Raw genomic sequence first — 21,277 nt, 5'->3', positions numbered from 1 at the left:
GGGAGAGACGACCATGAGAATGTCAGGACACCTCGTGGCAGCAGCCAGCGCCGCGGCACTGCTGATCACGGCTGGCGCCGCGTCGGCCCAGGAGCCGATCGGCAAGGGCATCACGATGTATATGCAGATGGGCGGCACGGCCGGCGACGGCGCCACACTCGCCCGCCAGACCGGCGCCGCCGAGGCGGCCGCGGCGTTCGGCGTCGATCTCAAGTCGCAGTTTTCCGGCTGGGCGCCGGAGACGATGATCAACCAGTTCAAGGAGGCCGTCGCCGCCAAGCCGACCTGCATAGAGATCATGGGGCATCCCGGCGGCACCGCCTTCCACGATCTCGTCAAGGGCGCGTTCGACCAGGGCATCATCGTCACCGTCGGCAATTCGCCGATGACCGACCTGCAGGCCGAATTCGGCACGAAGGGCATGGGTTATGCCGGCGTCGACCTCTATGCCGGCGGCACATTGACCGCCCAGGCCATGCTCGCGCAGGACCTGAAGGCCGGTGACGAGGCGATGGTCTATGGCGTCTTCAGCCAGGCCGAACGCGGCCAATCCGAAAAGGGCCTCGCCGACACGCTCGAGAAGGCCGGCCTCAAGGTCGACCGGCTCGAGGTCAGCCAGGAGGTGAACACCGACGCCTCGCTGGCGACCAATGTGCTCACCGCCTATATCCAGGCCCATCCCAACCTGAGGGCCATCGGCACCCAGCACGGCAACATCACCGGCCAGATGGGAGACATCCTGAAGAAAGCCGGCAAGAAGCCCGGCGAGATCACCGTCGGCGGCATCGATCTTGCGCCCGCGACAATCGACGGCCTGAAATCAGGCTATGTTTCCGCGACCCTCGACCAGCTCCTCTACCTGCAAGGATTCATGCCGGTCGTGCAATGCGTGATGACGGCGAAATACAAAATGCCCGGCCTCAGCCTCAATACCGGCGCCGGTACCGTCACGCCGCAGACGATCGACGCCCTGGTCACGCTGATCGACGGTGGCTTTAGATAACGCTTCATTTGAGCGCCGGGCGTTCTCATGGAATCACCTCGGCGCTCCATCTCCTTGACTTTGCGCATCGGCTTGTCCGAAACGCCGCTGCGCGTGGTCGAGTCAGGCCCGACCACAAGCTTTCCGGTTCGATGCTCTAAACACTTAGGGAGTAAAGCGATGAAGACTGCCGTTCTGGTAAGCATTCGTCTATGCGCGCGAGTCCTTACAGCCATCGGCCTCGGGCTGGCCTTGGTGCTTGGCTTCGCCCATGGGGCCGTCGCGCAACAAAATCCTGTGACAGCGATCGACATCGCGCTCGAACCCGACGCGACGATGCTTCAGCACGCGAAGGACGCCAACGCTCGCCTGCTCAAGTCGTTCCCGAAGGGTTTTGCTCTGGATGAGACACACCACCCGCACGTTACAATAGTGCAGCAGTTCGTCCACACCGCCGACCTCGATAAGGTATTTTCCGCGGCGAATGCGGTTCTGGCCAAAGAAAAACCTTTGTCATGGAAGCTGAAGGCTTTCAAATATTACTACATCCCGTCTCCACCGGTGGGCCTCGCCGGGATCGTCGTCGAACCGACTAAAGACCTGCATCGGCTGCAAGATGAGCTGATCAAGGCGGTTGCGCCCTACACCGTGAAGACCGGGACCCCGGCGGCGTTCTTCAGCGAGGATGGCGGACGCGATATTCAAAAATCGCTGATCGATTACGTCTCCCACTTCGTTACGATGGCGGCGGGCAAGCACTTCAATCCGCATGTGACGATCGGCGTCGGAACGGAAACCTATTTGAACAAGATGCTGGCCGAGCCATTCGACTCGTTCACGTTCTCGCCGACCGGCGCATCGGTCTATCAGCTTGGCACCTTTGGCACCGCCCGGAAGGAACTGAAGGTGTTGCCGCTGACGCCCTGAGGCGGGACACGAGTTTCGGAAAACCGCTTCGCATGGTCGGGGCAAGCCCGACCACAAGCTTTTCGCGCCGGTGCTCTAGACTAGGTAGTCGCCGTCGCCTCATCCTTCAGCGACCGGTGCCGGCTCTCGCGCACCGACAAAGCCGCCGCCGCCGAGATCGCGGCGCAGAGCATGATGTAGAAGGCTGGCATCGTCGGGTCGCCGCTCGTCTCGATGAGCCAGGTGGCGACCGCCGGCGCCGTGCCGCCGACGAAGCCGAAAGCGACATTGTAGGACGCCGACACCGCCGAGCAGCGCACATGGCGCGGAAACACCTCGCAGAGCGTGATGGCGTTGACCGCGCCATAGGAGCCGATGAGCAAGGTGAAGCCGAGCTGTCCGAGAAAGACATTGATGACGCCGCCTGCCTGCATCAGCACCATCAGCGGCCAGGAGAATAACAACAGCCCGATCGCCGCCCCCGCCAGGATCGGTCTGCGGCCGATGCGGTCGGAGAGGCGCGCCATGACCAGCACCACGCCGAGCAGGATCACCATGTTGAGCGAGTTGATCCACAGCGCCGTGCGCGCGCCCATGTCGGCGGCGAGCTTCAGCCAACTGACGAGATAGACGAAGATCAGATAGAAGGCGACAGCATTGACGAGGCTGATACCCACCGCCTGCAGCATCGCCAAAGGGTGCTCGCTTAAAGCGCGCAGCAGCGGCGAGCCTCCCTTCGCGGCGGGCTTGTCGAAGGGCATGCGCCGGCGCAGCAGGAAACCCGCCACACCCACCAGCACGCCAAACAGGAACGGCACACGCCAGCCCCAGGCCACGACCTCATCGAGCGGCAGAACGTTGAGAACGAGCGCGCCCACGGCCGAGCCGAGCAGGATGCCCCCCGTGGCGCCGAACACCGCCCAGGCCGTCGCCGCACCGCGCCTTTCCGGATGCGCGGTCTCGGCAAGGAAGACGGCAGAACTCGTATATTCGCCGCCCACCGCCAGGCCCTGCATCATGCGGCACAAGATCATCAGGAGTGAGGCCCAGACGCCGATCTGGGCATAGGTGGGCAACAGGCCCATGAGGAGGGTCGGGACCGCCATCGCCACCACCGACCAGAGCAAGGCGGGGCCGCGGCCGACACGGTCGCCTATATGGCCAAAGAGAATGGCGCCCAGAGGCCGCATGAAGAAGCCGACGGCAAAAACCGCATAGGCGGCCAGCAGGGAGGTCAGCGGATCCTCGGCTGGAAAAAAGAGGCTGCCGATGGTGCGGGCGAAGAAGCCGTAAATGGCGAAATCGTACCATTCCATGACATTGCCGACGATGCCGGCCCAGACCACGCGCCTTCGATCGCTTTGGCCTGCGTCAGCCGTCAAGGGCGTGGAAACTTTCGCCATATCGAAAACCCTTGATCACGATCCCCCACGCCACGATATCCCGGAACATCGGCCAGTCACAAGGAGAGGAACAGCCGAAACGTCCTGACAAGCGCGGGATGCAAGAAAGCGGCGCCGGTTTTTCGCAGGAATCCCGTGCTACAATCGATCACGTTTATGAGTTTGGAGTCCGGCGGGTCAGGAAGTCCACCACCTTGCTCGTGCCATAGGCCGACCAATGGACCATATCGACATAATATGACCAGATGGCGAGTTTGCTTTTCCTCGCGTCCGCCTCGCCCTGCGCCAGGGTGCCGATATCGCCCCAGCGAAAGCCCGCCGCCTTGACCAGGCTCTCGAGCTCGGCGCGCTGTTTCTCGCGCCGCGCCGTCGGGCTCCATTCGGAACCATCGATGCGCGTCATTTCGGGCATGACCATATTGACCGTCGGCGCAAACATCACGGTTACCTTGCCGATCTTCTCGCGCGCGACGATTTCCTTGAGCGAGTTCACGACCTCCCCGGGCGTGCCATAGGGAATCTTCTCGTCGAAGTCATTCTCGCAATAGACATAGATGAGCTCATCGATCCGGCCTTTGTAGCGCGCGGTGGCGGCCTCGAGCCGGCAATGAATCTGCGCTGCCGTGGCGCCGGGAACGCCGAGATTGACATAATGGCGCGCCTGATCGCGAGCCTGCAGTTGCGAGGCAATGGTCGCGTCGTCGTCGATCATAGCGCCGAAGGCGACGGAATCGCCCGCCACCAGCACGACGCGATCAGCCGTGACCTCGGGAACCGTAGTCCGCTCGCCCTGCGCATTGGTCGTGAGCGTCGTTGGCGGCCCGCCATATCGCTGAAAGAAGTCCTTAAGCTGCGGATCGAGCTTTTTGTCGACCTGGAAAAAGGCGGTGGGAAAACCCAAGGGGCCGAAGGCGGAGGAACGAAGGATGATGGCGGTCATGCGCAGATTGGGCTTGAGGCCCGGACAACCGTTCTCGAGCTGGCCGACGGCCGAATCCGTGGAGCGCACATCGTAGGGTGTGCCGCCGATGCCGACGTTCTCCGCCTTGATGAGCGGGACAAGCTCGGCGAGCTCCCGGGGATCGGCGAAATAGGGCTGGTAGGCGGACGCATTGTTAAAAGGGGGGGCAAGGCCGGCGAGCGTGCTCAGCTGATATAGGATGCTGCGATGCGGCTTGCGCCATTCGGCGATGGAATAGCCCCCCTCGAAGACCGCCAGCGTGAGAATCGAGAGCAACACGGAGACGAGGACATAGGCTATGGCGTTCTTCACTTTTCGCCTCCGATCTTGCGGCTTTCGTCAATCCAGCTCGAACCGATCCTCATGGGAGCGCTCGAGCCGTCAGCCCCAGGTGCGATGGCGCCACGATAGAGCAGCAGATCGTGCGGTTACAGGGGCGGCGCAGGCCTTTCACTGTCCGGCGAAGACCCTCCGATAGGCGTCGTTGAGCGCCGGCCAGCCATGGTCGAGCGCGTCTTTGCCGACGATGCGGCCGACCGGACGGCCGTCGAGGTATAGCGCCAAGACATCGAGGCAGATATGCCAGCCGGCGGCGAAGCTCGAAATCATATCGGGCGTCTTCGTCCGGTGGCGCAAGGTGAGGCGCGTGCCGTCGCCGTCAGGCTCAAGCTCCCAGGTCAGGAGATCGGCGCCCCATTGAAAGGCGAGACACCGTTGCGACTCCACCACAGTGACTTCGGCCACGCTTTCCGGGCCGTTTTCCTGGTCGGTCATGCGCAAGCTGAACGGACCTACACGGTCGAGGGCGCGGCTCGCGACGAAAGGCATCCATTCGAGCTGCTCTCCAGGCTCAATCAAGGCGCGCCAGACCTTGGCGGGTGGATGACGCAGGCGCCGGATGAAGACGAGTGTCGCCTCGCCATCACCCAATTCACGCGAGACTTCGGCCAGCGGACCCGGTGAATAATTCTTAGGCGTCATTCACTCCTCCATTCGGTCGAGATGCCGTTCCAGCTTATCGAGATGGCGCGTCCACAATTCGCGATAGGGGCCAAGCCAGGCATCGATCGCCTGAAGCCGCGCCGGCTCAAGACGATAAAGCCGCTGCTGCGCGGCGCTGCGGCTTTTGACGAAACCCGCCTCGCGCAGCACCTTCAAATGCTTGGAGACGCTGGGCTGTGGGAGGCGCAATTTACGGACAAGGTCGTTGACGCTCAACTCGCCGTTCCTCAGCGCATCGAGAAGGTTGCGCCGCGCCGGCTCCACCAGAATGGCAAAGGCATCGGTTTGCATATTCGTATATTCCCTGACAAGTATATTCCTGTCAAGGAATATATTGCCTCTAGGCGCCGCATTGACGCCACAGCGCCCAGCTATTGAGTCCACATGACCTGACATCTTTCCCTTCCCGATCCGCGCACCGGCATTCGACAGCCGGATTGCGTCTGAAAGGGAAAGTCATGTCACATACCAAGATCTTTCTGGGCCGCGCGGCCCGCGCCTCGGTGCGCAACACCGATCATCTCGAAAAACTGGCGGCCGATGTCGTCGCCACCATCGCGGTGCCGCCCGGCATCGAATTCGCCCGCTTCACCCATGCGGGTAAGACCTACGCGCTGAGCGCCCGGATGCTGGTCGAGGTCGAGCTCCTGGAGAACCGGGTGCCCAATGTTGTGATCAGGACCGGGCAGATGGCGAAACCAGCCCGGCGAAGACGGGCGTGAACCGGCTCAGGCACCGGGGGGTCGTCTCAGGTGAGCCTGAGGCTGACGCCGATGCGGCGCAGTCCCAGTTTCGTGATGACCCGCTTTGAGGCGAGATTGTCCTGATCGGCACCATAGAAGAGCCGGCGGGATCGGAGCTCCGGCAAGTGCGTCCAGGCGGCGGCGACGCGCGCGGCGAAACCCCGGCCGCGAAATTTCGGCACCGTAACGAGGCCGAGCTCGGCGCCGTCACGCCCAAGACGCGCGGCGAAGGCCATGGCCGCCACCTCACCCGCTTCCAAAAGCAAAACCCAGGGCGCCCAGAGATCCGCGATCCCGCGCACGCCGAGATCAACGAGATGGGGCGGCATGCCGTCCCGCTCGACCTCGGCGATGAAGCGGTCGCCTTCGGCGCTGCCGGAGGCGATCAGCGGTGCGCCCCGCGCATGGTCGAGGCCATGCGGGAGCTCATGGACGAGCTCGAGGCTGCGCACGAGCGGAAGGCCGGCTCCCCTGAGCAGCGCCTCGTAGCGGTCGATGAAACGCGGCAATGCACCCGGTTCGTGGAACGGCTGCTCCTGCGTGAGAGATGCGGCGATCTCCGCCGCCACGCCATCGGATACCTCATGATGCAGCCTTGCGACACGGCCTTCCGCGCAGCCGGCGAGCCAGAATCTCGGACCGGCCGAGCGGTCGGGGTCGTTCTCGCGCGCAATGCGGTCCCAGGACGTCAGCACGAACAGCGTTCGGGCCTCGAGATCGAGCAAATCGAGATCGGACATTGGGCTTTCCCCCACTTTATGTGCCTGCATTTTTCAGGATGGTCAGTCCGCCCATTCGCGGTCGGTGGTGAAGGCGATGGTCAGCCAGCGATCAGGCCCCTCGCCGCCGATCGCCTGGCCGATCTCGTCGCGCAACGCATCCCATTCCTCGATCTTCCGCGCCGGCCAGCCGGTGGGCGCGATGAAATAAAGCTCGATCTGGCGGCCGCGGCCGACCCTGGCGACATAGGCGCGATGGGAGAGGAAGCCGTAGCGCGCGACAATCTCCTGTGCCACCTCATCGACCTGCTGCTTCAAGGAAGCGGGGGTGACGAGAAGGATATCGGCGAGCGCCTGCCTCACCGTGCCGATGGGCATCGGAATGATGACAAGGCAGACCAACGCCAGGACCAGCGGATCGATATAGGGCGAGAGATATTGATAGGACGTGCCCTGGATGAGATAGCCGATGACGAAGGCGACGAGCAGCGCGGCGGTGATACCGCCAGACATCACCCAGGCCTTCTCGTCGAGCTTCAGGAAATCGGATTTGATGCGGCGGTTGGCGCGCCTGTCGAAGATCGCCATGGCGAGACAGGTGACGAGCGTGATCGCGGCATAGAGAATGGCGATATCGAATTCGAGCGCCCGACCGCCGGTCATCAGGCTGCCGACGGCGTTGATCAGCGCATAGATCGCCGCTCCCATCAGCAGCACGCCATTGAGCAACAGCACCATGGGCTCGAGATGCCAGAAGCCCATGGTGAAATGCTCGACAAGACGGGTGCGCAGCGATCCGGAAGCGGTCGACGACGCGATAAGATTGGCGACAAGCAGCGCCACGATGGTCATACCAGCATCGGCCAGGGAATAGATGCCGTCGAAGACGATGGCGAATGAGCCCGAGAGCAGGCCGATGATGATGCCGAAGGCCGCGACGAACACGGTCACGGCAATGGACAGGCGCAAAATACTCCGCTCGCTCAGCATGAGCGTGAGCATACAGTCGAGGCCGGCGGGGGCAATTGATTTCCCCTCTCCTGCAAAGGGAGAGGGGAAGCTTTTGGAAAGGACCGCCCTACATGCTCGGGAAATTGGCCGGCAGCGGCGTGCCGATCCATTTCACGGACAGTGCCGAGAGCGAGCCGTCGAGCAGGCCCAGATGGATATAGGTGTCGAGCCACCGCAGCAGTTCCGGGCTGCCCTGCTGAATGCCGATATAGCAGGGCGAGAATTGCAGGATGAATTTGGGTTTCAACTGCAGCTTCGGGTCCTTGTCCATCATGTCCTTGGCGACGACGTCGGCCGTGGCGAGAAAGCTGCGCCTGGCCCGAGGTGAAGGCCGCCGCGGCGGTCGCGTCATCATCGAAGCGGATGATCTTGGCATTGGGCGCCGCCTTGGTGAGCTCGAGATCCTGGGTCGTGCCGCGGGCCACAGCGATCGTCTGGTCGGTGAGCTCGGAAGGCTTCGTCACCGCGATGCTGTCCGGCCCGAAGACGCCGATGGAGAGCGCCGCATAGGGCGAGGTGAAGGCGATCTGCAGGGCGCGCTCAGGCGTGGCGCCCATGGCGGCGATGACGATGTCGAGCTTGTCGGTGGCGAGATAGGGCACGCGGTTGGCGCCGGTGATCTGCTGCAGTTCGAGCTTCACACCCAAAGCTCCGGCGATGTTCTTCGCCATGTCGACATCGAGGCCGACCGCCTCGTTGTTCTTGTCGACGGAGCCGAAAGGCGGCACGTCGATCGGCACTCCGATGCGCACCACGCCATTCTTGATGATCTGCTGGAGGTCGGCGGCTTTGGCCGGCAGAGCGGCAAAGAGCCCGGCCAGCAGTAAGGCGAATATCAACTTGGTCAGATGTCTCATGTCATTCTCCCTAGGCTTGATATCATTCTCCTGGTTAGTGAAGCACGGCACTCAGAAAGCTTCCGAGTTCCGCCGTACGCGGCTTCTGCAGGATCTCGCGCGCGGGGCCATCCTCATGGATGCGGCCCTCATGCATGAAGATCACGCGGTCGGCGACGTTCCTGGCAAAGTTCATCTCATGGGTAACGAGCATCATGGTCATGCCCTCCTTGGCCACACCTTCGAGGACGCGCAGCACCTCGCCCACGAGCTCAGGGTCCAGTGCGGAAGTAATTTCGTCGAACAGCATCAAAGCCGGCTGCATGGCGAGCGAGCGGGCGATGGCGACGCGCTGCTGCTGGCCGCCCGACAATTCGTCCGGATAGGCATGGAGCTTCTCGGCGAGGCCGACCTTCGCCACGACCTCGCGTGCGATGGCGCGCGCCCTCTCCTGATCGAGCTTCTTCACCAGCTTCAAGGCGAGGGTGACATTGCGCTCGACATCGAGATGGGGAAACAGATTATAGCTCTGGAACACCATGCCGGCCCTCTGGCGCAGCATATTGAGATCGGCGTCCTTGGCGGTGACATCGATGCCGGCGACGAGGATCTTGCCCGCCTGCACCTGCTCCAGCCCGTTGATGCAGCGCAAGAGCGTCGACTTGCCGGAGCCCGAACGGCCGATGATGGCGACGATCTCGCCCTTCTCGACGTTCAGCGACACGTCCTTCAGCACCTCGACCGGGCCGAAGGCCTTGCGGATCCGGGTGAGCTCAACGAGCAGCATGGAGTCTCCTTTCGAGCCGCCGGCTCATTTGCGACAGCGAGAAGCACAGGACGAAATAGACGGCGGCGACGACAAGATAGACGCGCAAGGGCGCGAAAGTGGCGCCCGAGATGATCTGCCCGGCGCGCGTCAATTCGACGAAGCCGATGAGGGCGGTGAGCGAGGTGTTCTTCACGAGCTGCACCAAGAACCCGACGGTGGGCGCTACCGCGACGCGCAGGGCCTGCGGCAGCACGACATAGAACAGGCGCTGGCCATAGGTCAGCCCCAGGGAGGCGCCCGCCTCCCATTGGCGGGGCGACACGGATTGCAGGGCACCGCGCCAGATCTCGCCGAAGAAAGCGGCGGCATAAAGCGAGAGCGAAATCGCCGCCGCCGTCCAGGCGTCGACCTGGATGCCGATGAGCGGCAGGCCGAAGAAAAAGACGAAGAGCTGGCCCAGAAGCGGCGTACCCTGGATGAGATTGATATAGAGAAGTGCCAGCCAGTTGGCGGGCCTGAAAGGCACGATGCGCAGGGCGGCGATGACGAGGCCGAGAAGACCGCCGCCCAGCATGGCGATCAAAGCAAGCGCCACCGTCCAGCGCGCCGCGAGCAGCAGGTAGACGACATCGGCGCCGGCGAATTCGCGGATCATCGGGCCGGCCTCCTGACGAAGACGAGCCAGTAGATCGCCGCGAAGAGGGCGCGGAAGGCCAAGGTGAGCAGGAGATAAGAGAGGGTAATCAGCGTATAGGCCTCGAAGGAGCGATAGGTGCGCGAATCGATGAAGGCGGCCTGGTGAAAGAGCTCGGTGACGCCGATGGAGGAAACGACGCAGGTGGCGAGCATGATGAGCACGAACTGGCTGGCGAGTGCCGGATAGATCGCCTTCATCGCCTGGAACAGCACGACATGGCGGAAGGTCTGGGCGGCGGTGAGACCGAGCGAGCGGCCGGCCTCGATCTGGCTGCGGCGCACCGATTCGAAGCCGGCGCGCAGGATCTCCGCAGCATAGGCGCCCATATTGATCGAGAGGGCGATCACCGCGGCGAGATCGGCGCTGAGCCTTATGCCAAGCGAGGGAAGGCCGAAGAAGACGATGAAGAGCTGCACCAGCAGCGGCGTGTTGCGTATCGCCTCGACATAGATGCGCGCCGGAACATTAAGGGATCTGGCGGGATGGTTCGAGGCGATGGCGACACATAGGCCGATGAGCAGGCCGAGGATCATGGTGAGGACAGAAAGCTGGAGCGTGAGCAGCACGCCCGAAATAATCTCGTCCTGGTAGCGCAGCAGAATCTCGAAGCGGAAATTATAGTTCATCGGCGCAGAGCCCCTTCTGCGACGCGGCAGACTTCTCCAGGTTTCTACACGATGATGAGATCACGGGACACACCGCTGAGAAGTTCCGCCCCGGTCTCGGTCACCAGCACATTGTCGATGATGCGCGCTCCCAATCCTTCCTTTCCGATGAAGACCGGCGGCTCGATGGTGACCACCATGCCGGCCTCCAGACGATGGGCGCTCGCGCCGATCAGCGCCAGGCTCTCGGCCCAGCTCGGCGGGAAACCGGGGCCGAGGCTGTAGCCCGACAGATGCACGCGGTAGGGCTCGAGCCCCGCCGCGGTGATCACGCGCTTGGCCGCCTCATGAGGCACGCTGGCCGGCACGCCGGCGCGGATCGCGGCGATCATCGCGTCGGAAGCGCGACGCACCGTATCATAGAGCTCGCGCATGCGCCGCGTCGGCGGACCCAGCGCAAATTGCCGGCCGATGGTCGCGGTGTAGCGTTTGGCGGTGGCGCCGAATTCGATATTGCCGAAATCACCGGCCGCCAGGCGGCGCCCGGTCGGCGCGCCGTGGCTGAAGGCCGAGCGTGGGCCGGACACGAGATTGATCGGGCTCGCGGCGATACCGCTGTCCTGCTTGAGAAGCGTTTCGTAGACCGCACCCGCCAGCGCCAGCTCGGATGCGCCGGGCCTGAGCTCGGCGATAAAACGTTCGAGCCCCTTATCGCAGAGCGCCGAAGCCTCGCGGATACAGGCCTGCTCGGCCGCAGACTTCACGAGCTTGAGATCGGCGATGAGATCGCTCGCATCGACAACACGGTCAGGCCCCAACAGATCGCGCAGCGCCAGATAGTGATAGGGATGGAGATAGAAAGCCGGCACTTCGAGACCGATGCGCGAGCCCAGGAGCCCGTGCCGGCGTGCAAGACGAGCGAAGGCGGCGATGGGATCCTCTGTCTCGCCGCCGCCGAAGCCAAACACCTCGTCGGCGAGCGAGCAGGTCTCGAATTCATTCACCTCGCCGTGGCGCGTCAATATCCGCAGCGGCTCGCTTGCCGCGCCGATGAGAAGGCACTGGAATTCCTGATAGCTCTTGGCGTCGCTGCCGGTCAGCCAGTGGATGGAGGCCGGATGGACGGCGATGAGCCAGTCAAGGCCACGTTCGGCCATGCGGGCCCTGACGCGGCCGAGTCGGTCGGCGAATTCGGCAAGGGTGAAGTCCTCCTTGGCCATCAGTCGCGTGTCACTGCCAGAGCCTCGATCTCGATCAGGAGATCCTCGAAGGCGAAGCCCGCGACGCGCAAGGCCGTCACCACCGGACCGGGCGATGGATAGAATTCGCGCTGCACGCGGGCGATCACCTCGCGCTCCGCCGCGATATCAGCCCAGCTGCCCTCGGCGTGGTAGTAGATATAGAGCTTGGCGACATGCGTCTCGTCGAGGCCCGCTTCGGCGAGCGTCCGGCGGATGAAATTGAAGACATTGCGCGACTGCGTCTCCATGTCATGGCCCACTGCGCGCGCCCTGGCGTCGGCCGAGATCTGGCCGCCGATGAAAGCAAGCCGGCCGATCTTCCAGCCTTGCGTGAACTGGTTGCCGGGAATGCTCCAGTCCCAGTGACCGGCGGGCTGCAGGCGCTGCTTTTCGTCGCCAAGGACGCCGATGCCTTCGACCTGGATGAGCTCGTCGGCGAGGCTCAGGCTCTCTATGCGCAAGCCGGCGCCGGCGGCCGAGGGCACCGACATATAACGCCGGCGCACGGCCGTCATCTTCTCCCAATAGTCGGTGACGGCGCGGCCTTCGCCGAAGAACCGGAAATAGGTGTTCTGGCGCATCAGATTGCGGCGGTCGCCGCCGCCCGCCTTCAGCATCGTGTCGAGATTGCGGAAGGCCTCATCAGTCTGGATCTCGATATCGCCCAGGCCGAGGAGACGGCCGTCGCGGTCGAGGGCGCGCTGGCCGCCAAGGAACAGCATATTGCCGACCTTCCAGCCGTGGACGAAAGGCGAAGGCTTTGGCCAGCGCCAATGTGCCGGCGGATCGAGCACCTCGCGCTCGGCCCCGATGACGGCCCAGGCATCGATCATGAGGCGGGCGACGGCGCGGTCGAGGCCGCAATTGATCTCGGTCGTGGTGGGGCCGGGATAGGTGAAATAGGTGCTGCGCACCTCGTCGAGCTCGGCCATGAAGTGCGCGATAGAGAGGTCGTCGGGCGATGAGCTGAAATAGATATTGTGCTTCACGACATCGGCCAGCGTGGCGCCGGCCTGGGCGAGAAGCGCTTTCAGGCGCTCGAAGATCGCACCGGCCTCGGCCTTCACATCGGTCGCGCCATCGCCGGCGTAGAGCCCGCCGACAAAAACCAGATTGCCGGCCCGTACGACCTCCGGCGTGTCGCCGTCCGTGGCGGAGAAAAACTCCAAATACACCTGGGGCTCCCTTTTTTCTTTACTTACTTGCAAGTAAGTATTTTGTCAATCGGAGAGCTCTCGGTAAATCAGGCAAATCGCTCTATTACGAGGCCATGAGCGAGATCGACACCCACCAGGCCATCAAGGACACCGCCCTCGAGCTTCTCGTGCGCAACGGCTATCGCGGCGCCAGCTTCGGCCACATCGCCGAGGAGCTCGGCATCACGCGCGCCAATATCCACTACCATTTCGGCGGCAAGCAAGCCCTCGTCGAGGAGGTGCTGGATGACTATGTGCGGGTGACGCTCGTCACCTTGCGGGAGGTCTGGTCGGTGGAGAATTCGAGCCTCGGCGACAAGATCGAGGCGATGATCGGCGTCAGCCGCAAGCGCTTCCAACATTTCAACGCGGCCGGTGAAAGCGGGCAGCCCTGGAGCCTCATCTCGCGTCTGCGCCAGGATGCCGACCTCCTCAGCGCCAAGGGCCGGCAGATGCTCGATCATTTCGGCAGCGAATTGTTGGCGATCTTCGCCGCGGCGCTGGCGACGGCGGCGGCGCGCGGCGAGCTCGCCGACAATGCGCGGCCCGCCGACGCGGCTTTGATCCTGGCGGCGATCGCCGACAATGCAGCGCCAATCACGCTCACCGAAGGAGGCTTCGAGCGCCTGGAAACAGTCTATCGCGGCCTGCAAAGGATGATCGAAAAGGCCTGAAATCGGGACATAATAGGAAGATCCGCATGAGCCTGTTTGCCTTGGTGACCTTTCTCTGCGCGCTTGGTGCCGGCCTCACCGCCGGAATCTTCTATGCCTTCTCGACTTTCGTGATGGCGGCGCTCGCCCGCCTGCCGCCCGCCGACGGCATCGCGGCGATGAATTCCATCAATGTCGCGGTGATCAATCCGTGGTTCATGGCGGTGTTTTTGGGCACGCCGCTGCTCTGCGCTGTCGCGGCCGTACTGGCGCTCACGAACTGGAGCTCCTCGGGCAGCGCCCTCATTCTCGCCGCCGCTCTTCTTTATGTCGCAGGCTCATTCCTGGTGACGATTATCTTCAATGTCCCCTTGAACGACGCGCTGGCCACGGTCACGCCCGCCAGCAGCGAGGGCGCGCTAATATGGCAGCGCTATCTCGCGGAATGGACGTTCTGGAACCATGTGCGCACGGCGGCTCCGATCGCGGCCATGGCGTTCTTCATCATCGGACTGCTGCTGCAGAGAAATTCTGCTGTCTGAAAGAGCCTCAGATCAGCGCATATAGACGTCGCGATAATAGGACGGGCGATAGGGCGCGCGAGCCGGGTGTACCGGCCGCAGCGCCAGTCGGCGCGGCACCATGCCATCTTCAATCCTGTCGACAACCCATTGGGCGGCGCGGAAAGATAGCACATAGACGATCAGCACCCAGCCGAAGCCAAGAAGCGCGGCCAGCGTGATCACCGAAAACAGAACCTTATGTGCCGACAGGGTCATTGACTCCTCCCGCAGGAAACATCCCAGATCTTTTAGTAGTTGCCGTCGGCCCGCCCGGGAAAACCACGGAGCTTCAGGGGCGGGCCGGGCTTCGGCCGGCTCAACGAGCCTTGCCGAAGCACATGCCGATAACGCGATCCCGCGCGAAAGGTTCCGCCCGTTCCGGCCTCGATTGCCTTAAGTAAAGTTCATGTCATTCAGAGGAATGGCCGACGATGCTAGCCGCCCCAGCCCACAGATAGGGCGGTGAGCAGGCAGAAATCGCCACCGTTCTCTCTGCGGAAACATTGCGGAACCGGTGCGGGATGCGGCTGTCGAACAGATAGGATTCGCCCGCCTTGAGGACGCGCACCTGATCGCCCACCGTCACTTCGAGCTCGCCTGCGATGATATAGCCGCCTTCGCTGGAAGCGTGCTGGAGATATGTCGAGCCGGTATCGGCGTCGGGCTCGTAAATTTCATGAAGGATTTGCAGATTGTGGGTTCGGGCATCGCCGATCTGGCGGAAAGACATGCGACCCGTCCCGTGGCCGATCGCATGGGTGGCGATCTTCGAGGTGAGGTCGATGAGATCACCCGGCCCGAAGAAAGGCCCGGCCGGCAGCTGGCGCTCATGCTCGAAGAAATCGGCCATGCTGACGCCGAGCCCGGTGAGGATCTTGCGCAAGGTGGCGACCGACGGGCTGATCTTGTTGCGTTCGACATGGGAGATCTGGGCGTGCGGGACGCCGCCGCGTTCGGCCAGCTCGCGTTGCGAAAGACCGGCAGCGCTACGCATCGCCTTCAGGCGCGCGCCGATATCGAATGACGGTTCCATCTGCTCAGACCTTCCCTTCGCCTCTTTGGGCTAGTGTCCCGAATCCGAAGTTCGCCACAGCCAGCGGGACCTTCTGGGCGAACTTCGGATTCGGAAGGACACTAGATCACGATGAGTTTGGATCGAATCGATCCAAACTCATAAACGTGATCGATTCTTATATGTTGGCGCGGGATTCTTGCGAAAAACCGGTGCCCACTTTTTCGCATCCCACGCTAGAAAACCTAATGATTCTAGTGTGCTTTTGAACGCGAAGTTCCTGTCGGTGCAAGCCGCCTGATATCAGGAACTTCGCGTTCAGCACACTAGTCCCGCTCCGCAGCACGACCGGGACCAGACAGGTAACGTCAGCCCGCCGCGGCGTAGATCCTGCGGCCGCCGAGATAGGTCGCGAGCACCACCGTGCCGAGAAGCTCCTCAGGCGTAGCGGTCGCGAGATCGCGATCGATAACGGCGAAGTCGGCGAGCTTGCCCGCCTCGATGGTGCCCTTGGCCTGCTCTTCGCGACCGGAATAGGCGGCGAGATAGGTATAGCAGTTGAGCGCTTCGATATTCGACACCGCCTCCGCCGCATAAAGCGACTGGCCGCTGTCGGTCTTGCGCGCGACGATGGCATACATGCCGCGGAACGGATTGACCTGGCAGATTGGAGCGTCGGAATGTCCGGGCGCCACGACGCCGTTGTCGTTCAGCGTACGGTGCGGCCACATCCATTGCATCGCCTCAGCGCCGCGATTGCGGACATAGGCATCGCCCAGATCATAGGCGAAGCCGGTCGCCGAGGAGGCGATGACCTTGAGCCGCTTCAGCCGTTCGAGGATTTTGGGCGTCACATAGCAGCAATGCTCCACCCGGAAGCGGTGATCCTCCTTGGGCAGCTCCGTCAGCGCCTTCTCATAGCCGTCGAGTACGAAATCGATGCCGCGGTCGCCGACGCCGTCGGCGCAGACCACGAAGCCGGCTCTGTGCGCCTTGGCCACGTAGTCCGCGAATTCGTCGACATCATGCAGCAGCATGCCGTAATTCGGCACCGGCTCGCCTTCGATGGGAGTACCGACATAGGGCTCGTGATAGGCGGCGGTGCGGCCGCTGGTGCTGCAGTCCGGGCACCATTCGACACCGATGATGCGGATGAAATCGTCACCGAAATAATTGGCCATGCCGGAAGCGATCACCCGATCGATGAAGTCGCCGTCGCGGCCGCTCAGTATCGCACCGACGCGGATACGCAGATCGCCCTTCCTGCTCATCTCCTGATAGGCGCGATAAGCGAGCTCGGTGGTCAGTGAATTGTGGACCGAGGTTACACCCTTGCTCGCATATTCGTCGAACACCATCGTGAGGCCGCGCTTCAGGTTCTCATAGGGGACGGCATCCTGAAGCGGTTTGCCGATCGCCTCGGCGGCGGTCTCGCGCAAAAGCCCGGTCGGCCGGCCATTGGCGTCGCGATCGACGGAGCCGAATTTCAGGTGATCGTCACTGCCCGGCTCGAAGAGCTTGTGCTGCTTCAGGGCCAGACTGTTGGCGAGCCCGACATGGCCGTCGGTGCGCAGGATGAAGACCGGCGCGGCGGGTGCGGCGGCATCGAGCTCGGCGAGCGTCGGATAGCCGCCGAGCTTGACGTCGTCATAGCCGTAGCCCTTTACATAAGCGCCGGCCGGCAGCTTGCCCGCCGCGCTGGCGATGTAAGCCAGAACCTCGGCCTTGCTGCGGAACTTCGGATAGGAGAAGCACACCCATTCGGTGATGAGATTGGCTTCCATATCCGGATGCGAATGCGATTCGATCAGCCCCGGTATGACATGCCGGCCGGCGAGATCGACCTCCTCGGCCAGCGGAAAACGCTGCTTCGCCTCGGCGCGGCTGCCGACAAAGGCGAAACGGTCGCCGATCACCACGAAGGCGTCGGCCTGCATCTGCTTCGGCGCCATGGTCAGCACGCGGCAATTGGCATAGATCACCGGCGCGAAGTCCGTCTGCTGCATCATATTCATCCCGAAATCACCTCATCCGCTCGCGCGTAACCACGAAGCATCCTGCAAAAAGGACGTGCTCAAAACCCAGCCTCCTGGGGTGGATTGAAGAACTGCCCCATCGATCGACGGGCACGCTAACAGCCATCAGCGCCATGTCAATAAATCGGACAAAATATTGAGCGTATTTAATTGATCGCAAAGCGCGATATTGCAGGTGCGAGCGACTTTCTGGTTGAAATCCTTTGGAACTATCGTTCCAGTCCGCTCAAAATTTCATCCGTCACAGGACGAAAAGAGACCGTCTTTTGGCGTATTGGTCAGACGCTCCGGCGCCTCCTATAAAGGCACTCCGGGCCACGCCCGCAATTACAGTCCAATGGCCCATCCCCGGGCCAAGCGAGAGGAAGCCTTATGGATCGCCGTCGTTTCATCACCACTTCCGGAACCCTTGCAGCCGCCGCGACGACGCTCGCCGCGCCCGCCATCGCCCAAATCGCGCCCGAGCTCAAATGGCGGCTCACCTCGAGCTTCCCCAAAAGTCTCGACACGATCTATGGCGCGGCCGAGGTCTTCGCCAAATTCGTCGCCGAGGCGACCGACAATCGGTTCCAGATCCAATGCTTCCCGGCCGGCGAGATCGTGCCGGGCCTGCAGGCCGCGGACAAGGTGTCCGACGGCACCGTCGAGATGGCCCATACCTGCTCTTACTACTATTGGGGCAAGGATCCGGCTTTCGCCTTCGGCACCGCCGTACCCTTTGGCCTCAATTCGCGCCAGCAGAATGCCTGGTTCTATCATGGCGGCGGCAATGAGCTGCTCAACGAGTTCTACGCGCCCTACAACTTCATCGGCATGCCGGGCGGCAATACCGGCGCGCAAATGGGCGGCTGGTTCCGCAAGGAGATCAAGACCGTCGAGGATCTGAAGGGCGTCAAGATGCGCATTGCCGGCTTCGCCGGCGCCGTCATGCAGAAGCTCGGCGTGGTGCCGCAGCAGATCGCCGGCGGCGAGATCTATCCCTCGCTCGAGAAAGGCACGATCGATGCGGCCGAATGGGTCGGCCCCTATGACGACCAGAAGCTCGGCTTCAACAAAGTGGCGCCCTTCTATTATTACCCCGGCTGGTGGGAAGGCGGCGCGGCGCTGCATTTCTTCATCAACAAGGAGAAATGGGAAGAGCTGCCGAAGAGCTACCAGTCGGTCATCACCGCGGCGGCCATGGCGGCCAATGTCGATGCGCAGGCCAAATATGACCAGGTCAATCCGGCGGCGCTCAAGAAGCTCGTCGCCGACGGTGCCAAATTGCGGCCCTATCCGCAGGAGGTGATGGAAGCCTGCTTCAAGGCGGCGAATGAAACCTATGCCGAGATCTCGGGCACAAACGCCGCCTTCAAGAAGCTCTACGAGGCGATGGCGGCGCAGCGCAACGACGCCTATCTGTGGCAGCAGGTCTCGGAAAACACCTTCGACACCTTCATGATGAACCAGCAGCGCAAGAAAGCGTTGTAAGATTTCATTAAAAATTGGTCATTTCTGCCCGCTCCGGAGACGCCGTCTCCGGGGCTTTTTTCATCCGGGCGGCGAGTCCCATTGAATATGCAACCGGCCGCCTTATAAAAGTGGCGGACGGACTCGCCGGATCGAGAGAGCGGGCTGTCGCTGCGAGGAAACATCGGCCGGCGCTGCGCCGCCGGCTCAATCGCGCATGGGCTGATCCGAAAGGCCTGCAATCTTTCGGGCCGATGCGTCCAAGGAAGGAACACCGGAATGGATCGCCGTAAATTCATTGCGTCTGCCGGAACCGCGGCCGCCGCGACGACTGCTCTTGCCGCCCCCGCCATCGCCCAGTCCGCGCCTGAGCTCAAATGGCGCCTGACCTCGAGCTTTCCGAAAAGTCTCGACACGATCTTCGGCGCGGCCGAAGTCTTCGCCAGCAATGTCGTCGAGGCGACCGATGGCAAGTTCCAGATCCAGGTCTTCCCGTCGGGCGAGATCGTCCCCGGCCTCCAGGCCGCCGACAAGGTGACCGACGGCACGCTCGAAATGGCGCATACCGCGTCCTATTATTACTGGGGCAAGGACCCGACCTTCGCCTTCGCCACCGCGGTGCCCTTCGGCCTCAATGCGCGCCAGCAGAATGCCTGGATGTATGAAGGCGGCGGCATCGACCTGATGAACGAGTTCTATGCCGCCTATAACATCCACGCGCTGCCCGGCGGCAATACCGGTGCTCAGATGGGCGGCTGGTTCAGGAAGGAGATCAAGACCGTCGCCGACCTCAAAGGCGTCAAGATGCGCATCGGCGGTTTCGGCGGCAAGGTGATCGCCAAGCTCGGCGTGGTGCCGCAGCAGATCGCCGGCGGCGAAATCTATCCCGCCCTCGAGAAGGGCACCATCGATGCGGCCGAATGGGTCGGCCCCTATGACGACCAGAAACTCGGCTTCAACAAGGTGGCGCCCTATTACTATTATCCAGGCTGGTGGGAAGGCGGCCCCATGCTGCACTTCTTCATCAACAAGGAGAAATGGGAAGGGCTGCCGAAGACCTATCAGGCGATCATCGTCGGTGCGGCGGCGCTCGCCAATACCGATATGCAGGCGCGCTACGACCATCTCAATCCGGCGGCGCTCAAGAAGCTCGTCGCCGACGGCGCCAAGCTCCGCCCCTTCTCGCCCGAGATCCTGGAAGCGTGCTTCGACGCGGCGAAGGAAACCTATGCCGAGATGAATACCACCAACGCCGCCTTCAAGAAGGTGCATGACGCGGTGATGGCCTATCGCGCCGACGCCTATCTGTGGCAGCAGGTGGCGGAAGCGAGCTACGACAATTTCATGATGGCGCAGCAGCGCAAGAAGGCGTTGTAATTTTCCCGCAGCGGCAGGACTGTCCCTTCTCCCGCCTGCCTGCGGGAGAAGCCGGGCAAGACTTTGTCCCCCTCACATCTTCACCGCCTCGACGACGCTGACGGGTGAGGCCGTGGGCACAATACGGGTGAGTTTGAAGCCTGCCTTGGCGAGCAGAGCCTCGTACTCCTCGCCCGTACGCTCCTCGCCGCCCGGCACGGCCAGCATCACCATGTCAAGGATCTTGCCGAAATGCGGCTCGTTGCGGCCGGGCAGCACCATCTCGACGATGAGAAGGCGCGCCTCGGCCGTCATGGCCTTGTGCAGATTCCCAAGGATCGTCAGGCACTGCGCCTCGCTCCAGTCATGCAGGACATGCGAGAGGATATAGGCGTCACCACCTTCCGGCACGGATTCAAAGAAATTGTGGGGCGCTACCGACACACGGTCGCTTACGCCCTTGGCTGACAGGAAGGCCGGCGCGTCCTTCACCACATGCGGCAGGTCGGCCAGGATGCCGCGCAAGCCCTTATGGCGAAGCAGGATCGCGGCCAGCATGTTGCCGGTGGCACCACCGACATCGACGACGGTCTTGAGGCCGGAAAAATCATAGGCCGCGGCGACGGCCGGCGGCTCGCTGCCATGGATGCCGACCATGGTTTCGCTGAACAGCGACGCCGCCTCGTGATGCCGCCCCAGATAGTCGAAGACCGCCATGCCGTTGATCTTCTCGAAGGCGGTGCCGCCGCTGCGCACGCTTTCCGTGAGTTGGTCCATGGCCGTGCTGAACCAGGGAGAAGCGAGAGTGAGAACGGCGGCGCGGGCCGAACCCGCGACGGCCTTGCCTGATTTGAGAGCCTCGCCGAGCGGTGTCAAAGCAAACCGTTTGTCCTCGCCTTCATCGAGAATGCCGAGACCGGCGAGGCTGCGCATCAGCCGGTGCAGTGCCGGCGCATTGAGCCCCGCCTTGCCGGCGATCTCGGCGGCACTGCGCGGACCTTGCGCCAGATGATCGGCGAGGGCGAGCTCGGCCGCCGCATGGACGATGCGCGACACCCAATAGGCGCTCGCCATCTGGATCAGCTGCATGTCTGGCGGAAGGGCCGGTTCCGATGGTTTCACGGCGTCAGGCATGTG

23 protein-coding genes are annotated in these 21,277 nt (G+C 62.8%); 7 read left to right on the top strand and 16 right to left on the bottom strand.

Features of this window, described 5'->3' with window-relative positions:
* Window positions 1–13 precede the first annotated feature (13 nt).
* Together G5V57_RS11550 and G5V57_RS11545 are read left to right on the top strand one after the other, a co-directional pair.
* Window positions 14–1,003, top strand: a complete 990-nt coding sequence (locus G5V57_RS11550; RefSeq protein WP_165167650.1) for a substrate-binding domain-containing protein — start codon at window positions 14–16, stop codon at window positions 1,001–1,003.
* Window positions 1,004–1,162: 159 nt separating this feature from the next.
* Window positions 1,163–1,909, top strand: coding sequence for a 2'-5' RNA ligase family protein (locus G5V57_RS11545; protein ID WP_246737594.1), 747 nt, complete (start codon window positions 1,163–1,165; stop codon window positions 1,907–1,909).
* 80 nt (window positions 1,910–1,989) lie between these two features.
* Here G5V57_RS11545 and G5V57_RS11540 read toward each other — a convergent pair whose 3' ends face one another.
* The 4 genes from G5V57_RS11540 to G5V57_RS11525 form a co-directional block, all read right to left on the bottom strand.
* Window positions 1,990–3,291, bottom strand: coding sequence for an MFS transporter (locus G5V57_RS11540; protein ID WP_165167648.1), 1,302 nt, complete (start codon window positions 3,289–3,291; stop codon window positions 1,990–1,992).
* Between the two features lie 154 nt (window positions 3,292–3,445).
* On the bottom strand, window positions 3,446–4,564 hold the full coding sequence (locus G5V57_RS11535; protein WP_165167647.1) for an SGNH/GDSL hydrolase family protein: 1,119 nt from the start codon (window positions 4,562–4,564) through the stop codon (window positions 3,446–3,448).
* A 138-nt stretch (window positions 4,565–4,702) separates the two neighbouring features.
* A complete protein-coding gene (locus G5V57_RS11530; protein WP_165167645.1) occupies window positions 4,703–5,233 on the bottom strand; it encodes an SRPBCC family protein in 531 nt (176 codons plus the stop codon).
* Window positions 5,234–5,545, bottom strand: coding sequence for a helix-turn-helix transcriptional regulator (locus tag G5V57_RS11525; protein ID WP_165167644.1), 312 nt, complete (start codon window positions 5,543–5,545; stop codon window positions 5,234–5,236).
* 167 nt (window positions 5,546–5,712) lie between these two features.
* Between G5V57_RS11525 and G5V57_RS11520 the strand changes: the two genes are divergently transcribed.
* Entirely contained in the window at window positions 5,713–5,976 is a 264-nt protein-coding gene (locus G5V57_RS11520; RefSeq protein WP_165167642.1) for a hypothetical protein, read from the top strand.
* A gap of 26 nt (window positions 5,977–6,002) precedes the next feature.
* On the opposite strand, the gene G5V57_RS11515 is transcribed toward G5V57_RS11520, so the two are convergent.
* Genes G5V57_RS11515 through G5V57_RS11480 form a run of 8 tightly spaced genes read right to left on the bottom strand, consistent with a single transcriptional unit; the run spans window position 6,003 to window position 13,050 of the window.
* Window positions 6,003–6,737 carry a GNAT family N-acetyltransferase gene (locus G5V57_RS11515; RefSeq protein ID WP_165167640.1) on the bottom strand — a complete coding sequence of 245 codons (735 nt, stop codon included), beginning with the start codon at window positions 6,735–6,737 and terminating at the stop codon, window positions 6,003–6,005.
* A gap of 42 nt (window positions 6,738–6,779) precedes the next feature.
* Window positions 6,780–7,706: a cation diffusion facilitator family transporter gene (locus G5V57_RS11510; protein ID WP_165167638.1), complete on the bottom strand. Its 927-nt coding sequence runs from the start codon at window positions 7,704–7,706 to the stop codon at window positions 6,780–6,782.
* Window positions 7,700–8,584, bottom strand: coding sequence for a transporter substrate-binding domain-containing protein (locus tag G5V57_RS11505; RefSeq protein ID WP_165167637.1), 885 nt, complete (start codon window positions 8,582–8,584; stop codon window positions 7,700–7,702). The genes G5V57_RS11510 and G5V57_RS11505 overlap by 7 nt, the downstream gene beginning before the upstream one ends.
* A gap of 34 nt (window positions 8,585–8,618) precedes the next feature.
* Window positions 8,619–9,350, bottom strand: a complete 732-nt coding sequence (locus tag G5V57_RS11500; protein ID WP_165167635.1) for an amino acid ABC transporter ATP-binding protein — start codon at window positions 9,348–9,350, stop codon at window positions 8,619–8,621.
* Window positions 9,337–9,987, bottom strand: a complete 651-nt coding sequence (locus G5V57_RS11495) for an amino acid ABC transporter permease (protein WP_165167633.1) — start codon at window positions 9,985–9,987, stop codon at window positions 9,337–9,339. The genes G5V57_RS11500 and G5V57_RS11495 overlap by 14 nt, the downstream gene beginning before the upstream one ends.
* Window positions 9,984–10,655, bottom strand: a complete 672-nt coding sequence (locus G5V57_RS11490; protein ID WP_165167632.1) for an amino acid ABC transporter permease — start codon at window positions 10,653–10,655, stop codon at window positions 9,984–9,986. The genes G5V57_RS11495 and G5V57_RS11490 overlap by 4 nt, the downstream gene beginning before the upstream one ends.
* Window positions 10,656–10,699: 44 nt before the next feature.
* Entirely contained in the window at window positions 10,700–11,854 is a 1,155-nt protein-coding gene (locus G5V57_RS11485) for a Xaa-Pro peptidase family protein (RefSeq protein WP_165167631.1), read from the bottom strand.
* Entirely contained in the window at window positions 11,854–13,050 is a 1,197-nt protein-coding gene (locus G5V57_RS11480; protein ID WP_165167629.1) for a RidA family protein, read from the bottom strand. Before G5V57_RS11480 ends, G5V57_RS11485 begins: the two co-directional genes overlap by 1 nt.
* A gap of 95 nt (window positions 13,051–13,145) precedes the next feature.
* Here G5V57_RS11480 and G5V57_RS11475 point away from each other — a divergent pair, with 95 nt between their 5' ends.
* Window positions 13,146–13,745: a TetR/AcrR family transcriptional regulator gene (locus G5V57_RS11475; RefSeq protein WP_165167628.1), complete on the top strand. Its 600-nt coding sequence runs from the start codon at window positions 13,146–13,148 to the stop codon at window positions 13,743–13,745.
* A gap of 26 nt (window positions 13,746–13,771) precedes the next feature.
* Complete coding sequence (locus tag G5V57_RS11470; protein ID WP_206530248.1) at window positions 13,772–14,266, top strand: DUF1772 domain-containing protein; 495 nt, start codon at window positions 13,772–13,774, stop codon at window positions 14,264–14,266.
* Window positions 14,267–14,278: 12 nt separating this feature from the next.
* On the opposite strand, the gene G5V57_RS11465 is transcribed toward G5V57_RS11470, so the two are convergent.
* The 3 genes from G5V57_RS11465 to G5V57_RS11455 form a co-directional block, all read right to left on the bottom strand.
* Window positions 14,279–14,503: a hypothetical protein gene (locus G5V57_RS11465; RefSeq protein ID WP_165167627.1), complete on the bottom strand. Its 225-nt coding sequence runs from the start codon at window positions 14,501–14,503 to the stop codon at window positions 14,279–14,281.
* A gap of 193 nt (window positions 14,504–14,696) precedes the next feature.
* Window positions 14,697–15,320, bottom strand: a complete 624-nt coding sequence (locus tag G5V57_RS11460; protein ID WP_165167626.1) for a cupin domain-containing protein — start codon at window positions 15,318–15,320, stop codon at window positions 14,697–14,699.
* A 347-nt stretch (window positions 15,321–15,667) separates the two neighbouring features.
* The gene (locus G5V57_RS11455) at window positions 15,668–17,308 is read right to left on the bottom strand and encodes an amidohydrolase (RefSeq protein ID WP_165167624.1); all 1,641 of its coding nucleotides are present in this window, start codon (window positions 17,306–17,308) and stop codon (window positions 15,668–15,670) included.
* A gap of 399 nt (window positions 17,309–17,707) precedes the next feature.
* Between G5V57_RS11455 and G5V57_RS11450 the strand changes: the two genes are divergently transcribed.
* On the top strand, window positions 17,708–18,805 hold the full coding sequence (locus G5V57_RS11450) for a TRAP transporter substrate-binding protein (protein WP_165167623.1): 1,098 nt from the start codon (window positions 17,708–17,710) through the stop codon (window positions 18,803–18,805).
* Window positions 18,806–19,063: 258 nt separating this feature from the next.
* The gene (locus G5V57_RS11445; protein WP_165167622.1) at window positions 19,064–20,161 is read left to right on the top strand and encodes a TRAP transporter substrate-binding protein; all 1,098 of its coding nucleotides are present in this window, start codon (window positions 19,064–19,066) and stop codon (window positions 20,159–20,161) included.
* A gap of 72 nt (window positions 20,162–20,233) precedes the next feature.
* Here the strand turns inward: G5V57_RS11445 and G5V57_RS11440 are convergent, their stop codons facing one another.
* Window positions 20,234–21,274, bottom strand: coding sequence for a methyltransferase (locus G5V57_RS11440; protein ID WP_165167621.1), 1,041 nt, complete (start codon window positions 21,272–21,274; stop codon window positions 20,234–20,236).
* Window positions 21,275–21,277 lie beyond the last annotated feature (3 nt).

The organism is Nordella sp. HKS 07 (genome assembly GCF_011046735.1).
GTDB lineage: Bacteria > Pseudomonadota > Alphaproteobacteria > Rhizobiales > Aestuariivirgaceae > Taklimakanibacter.
This window is presented reverse-complemented; position numbering and strand designations above follow the sequence as displayed.

What these genes read in the sequence shown, in the direction of transcription:
- G5V57_RS11470 (WP_206530248.1), top strand. Translation starts at nt 13,772, where the DNA reads ATGAGCCTGTTTGCCTTGGTGACCTTTCTCTGCGCGCTTGGTGCCGGC.
- G5V57_RS11530 (WP_165167645.1), bottom strand. Translation starts at nt 5,233, where the DNA reads ATGACGCCTAAGAATTATTCACCGGGTCCGCTGGCCGAAGTCTCGCGT.
- G5V57_RS11495 (WP_165167633.1), bottom strand. Translation starts at nt 9,987, where the DNA reads ATGATCCGCGAATTCGCCGGCGCCGATGTCGTCTACCTGCTGCTCGCG.
- G5V57_RS11510 (WP_165167638.1), bottom strand. Translation starts at nt 7,706, where the DNA reads ATGCTGAGCGAGCGGAGTATTTTGCGCCTGTCCATTGCCGTGACCGTG.
- G5V57_RS11500 (WP_165167635.1), bottom strand. Translation starts at nt 9,350, where the DNA reads ATGCTGCTCGTTGAGCTCACCCGGATCCGCAAGGCCTTCGGCCCGGTC.
- G5V57_RS11525 (WP_165167644.1), bottom strand. Translation starts at nt 5,545, where the DNA reads ATGCAAACCGATGCCTTTGCCATTCTGGTGGAGCCGGCGCGGCGCAAC.
- G5V57_RS11440 (WP_165167621.1), bottom strand. Translation starts at nt 21,274, where the DNA reads ATGCCTGACGCCGTGAAACCATCGGAACCGGCCCTTCCGCCAGACATG.
- G5V57_RS11490 (WP_165167632.1), bottom strand. Translation starts at nt 10,655, where the DNA reads ATGAACTATAATTTCCGCTTCGAGATTCTGCTGCGCTACCAGGACGAG.
- G5V57_RS11465 (WP_165167627.1), bottom strand. Translation starts at nt 14,503, where the DNA reads ATGACCCTGTCGGCACATAAGGTTCTGTTTTCGGTGATCACGCTGGCC.
- G5V57_RS11545 (WP_246737594.1), top strand. Translation starts at nt 1,163, where the DNA reads ATGAAGACTGCCGTTCTGGTAAGCATTCGTCTATGCGCGCGAGTCCTT.
- G5V57_RS11460 (WP_165167626.1), bottom strand. Translation starts at nt 15,320, where the DNA reads ATGGAACCGTCATTCGATATCGGCGCGCGCCTGAAGGCGATGCGTAGC.
- G5V57_RS11475 (WP_165167628.1), top strand. Translation starts at nt 13,146, where the DNA reads ATGAGCGAGATCGACACCCACCAGGCCATCAAGGACACCGCCCTCGAG.
- G5V57_RS11540 (WP_165167648.1), bottom strand. Translation starts at nt 3,291, where the DNA reads ATGGCGAAAGTTTCCACGCCCTTGACGGCTGACGCAGGCCAAAGCGAT.
- G5V57_RS11550 (WP_165167650.1), top strand. Translation starts at nt 14, where the DNA reads ATGAGAATGTCAGGACACCTCGTGGCAGCAGCCAGCGCCGCGGCACTG.
- G5V57_RS11520 (WP_165167642.1), top strand. Translation starts at nt 5,713, where the DNA reads ATGTCACATACCAAGATCTTTCTGGGCCGCGCGGCCCGCGCCTCGGTG.
- G5V57_RS11515 (WP_165167640.1), bottom strand. Translation starts at nt 6,737, where the DNA reads ATGTCCGATCTCGATTTGCTCGATCTCGAGGCCCGAACGCTGTTCGTG.
- G5V57_RS11485 (WP_165167631.1), bottom strand. Translation starts at nt 11,854, where the DNA reads ATGGCCAAGGAGGACTTCACCCTTGCCGAATTCGCCGACCGACTCGGC.
- G5V57_RS11450 (WP_165167623.1), top strand. Translation starts at nt 17,708, where the DNA reads ATGGATCGCCGTCGTTTCATCACCACTTCCGGAACCCTTGCAGCCGCC.
- G5V57_RS11505 (WP_165167637.1), bottom strand. Translation starts at nt 8,584, where the DNA reads ATGAGACATCTGACCAAGTTGATATTCGCCTTACTGCTGGCCGGGCTC.
- G5V57_RS11455 (WP_165167624.1), bottom strand. Translation starts at nt 17,308, where the DNA reads ATGATGCAGCAGACGGACTTCGCGCCGGTGATCTATGCCAATTGCCGC.
- G5V57_RS11445 (WP_165167622.1), top strand. Translation starts at nt 19,064, where the DNA reads ATGGATCGCCGTAAATTCATTGCGTCTGCCGGAACCGCGGCCGCCGCG.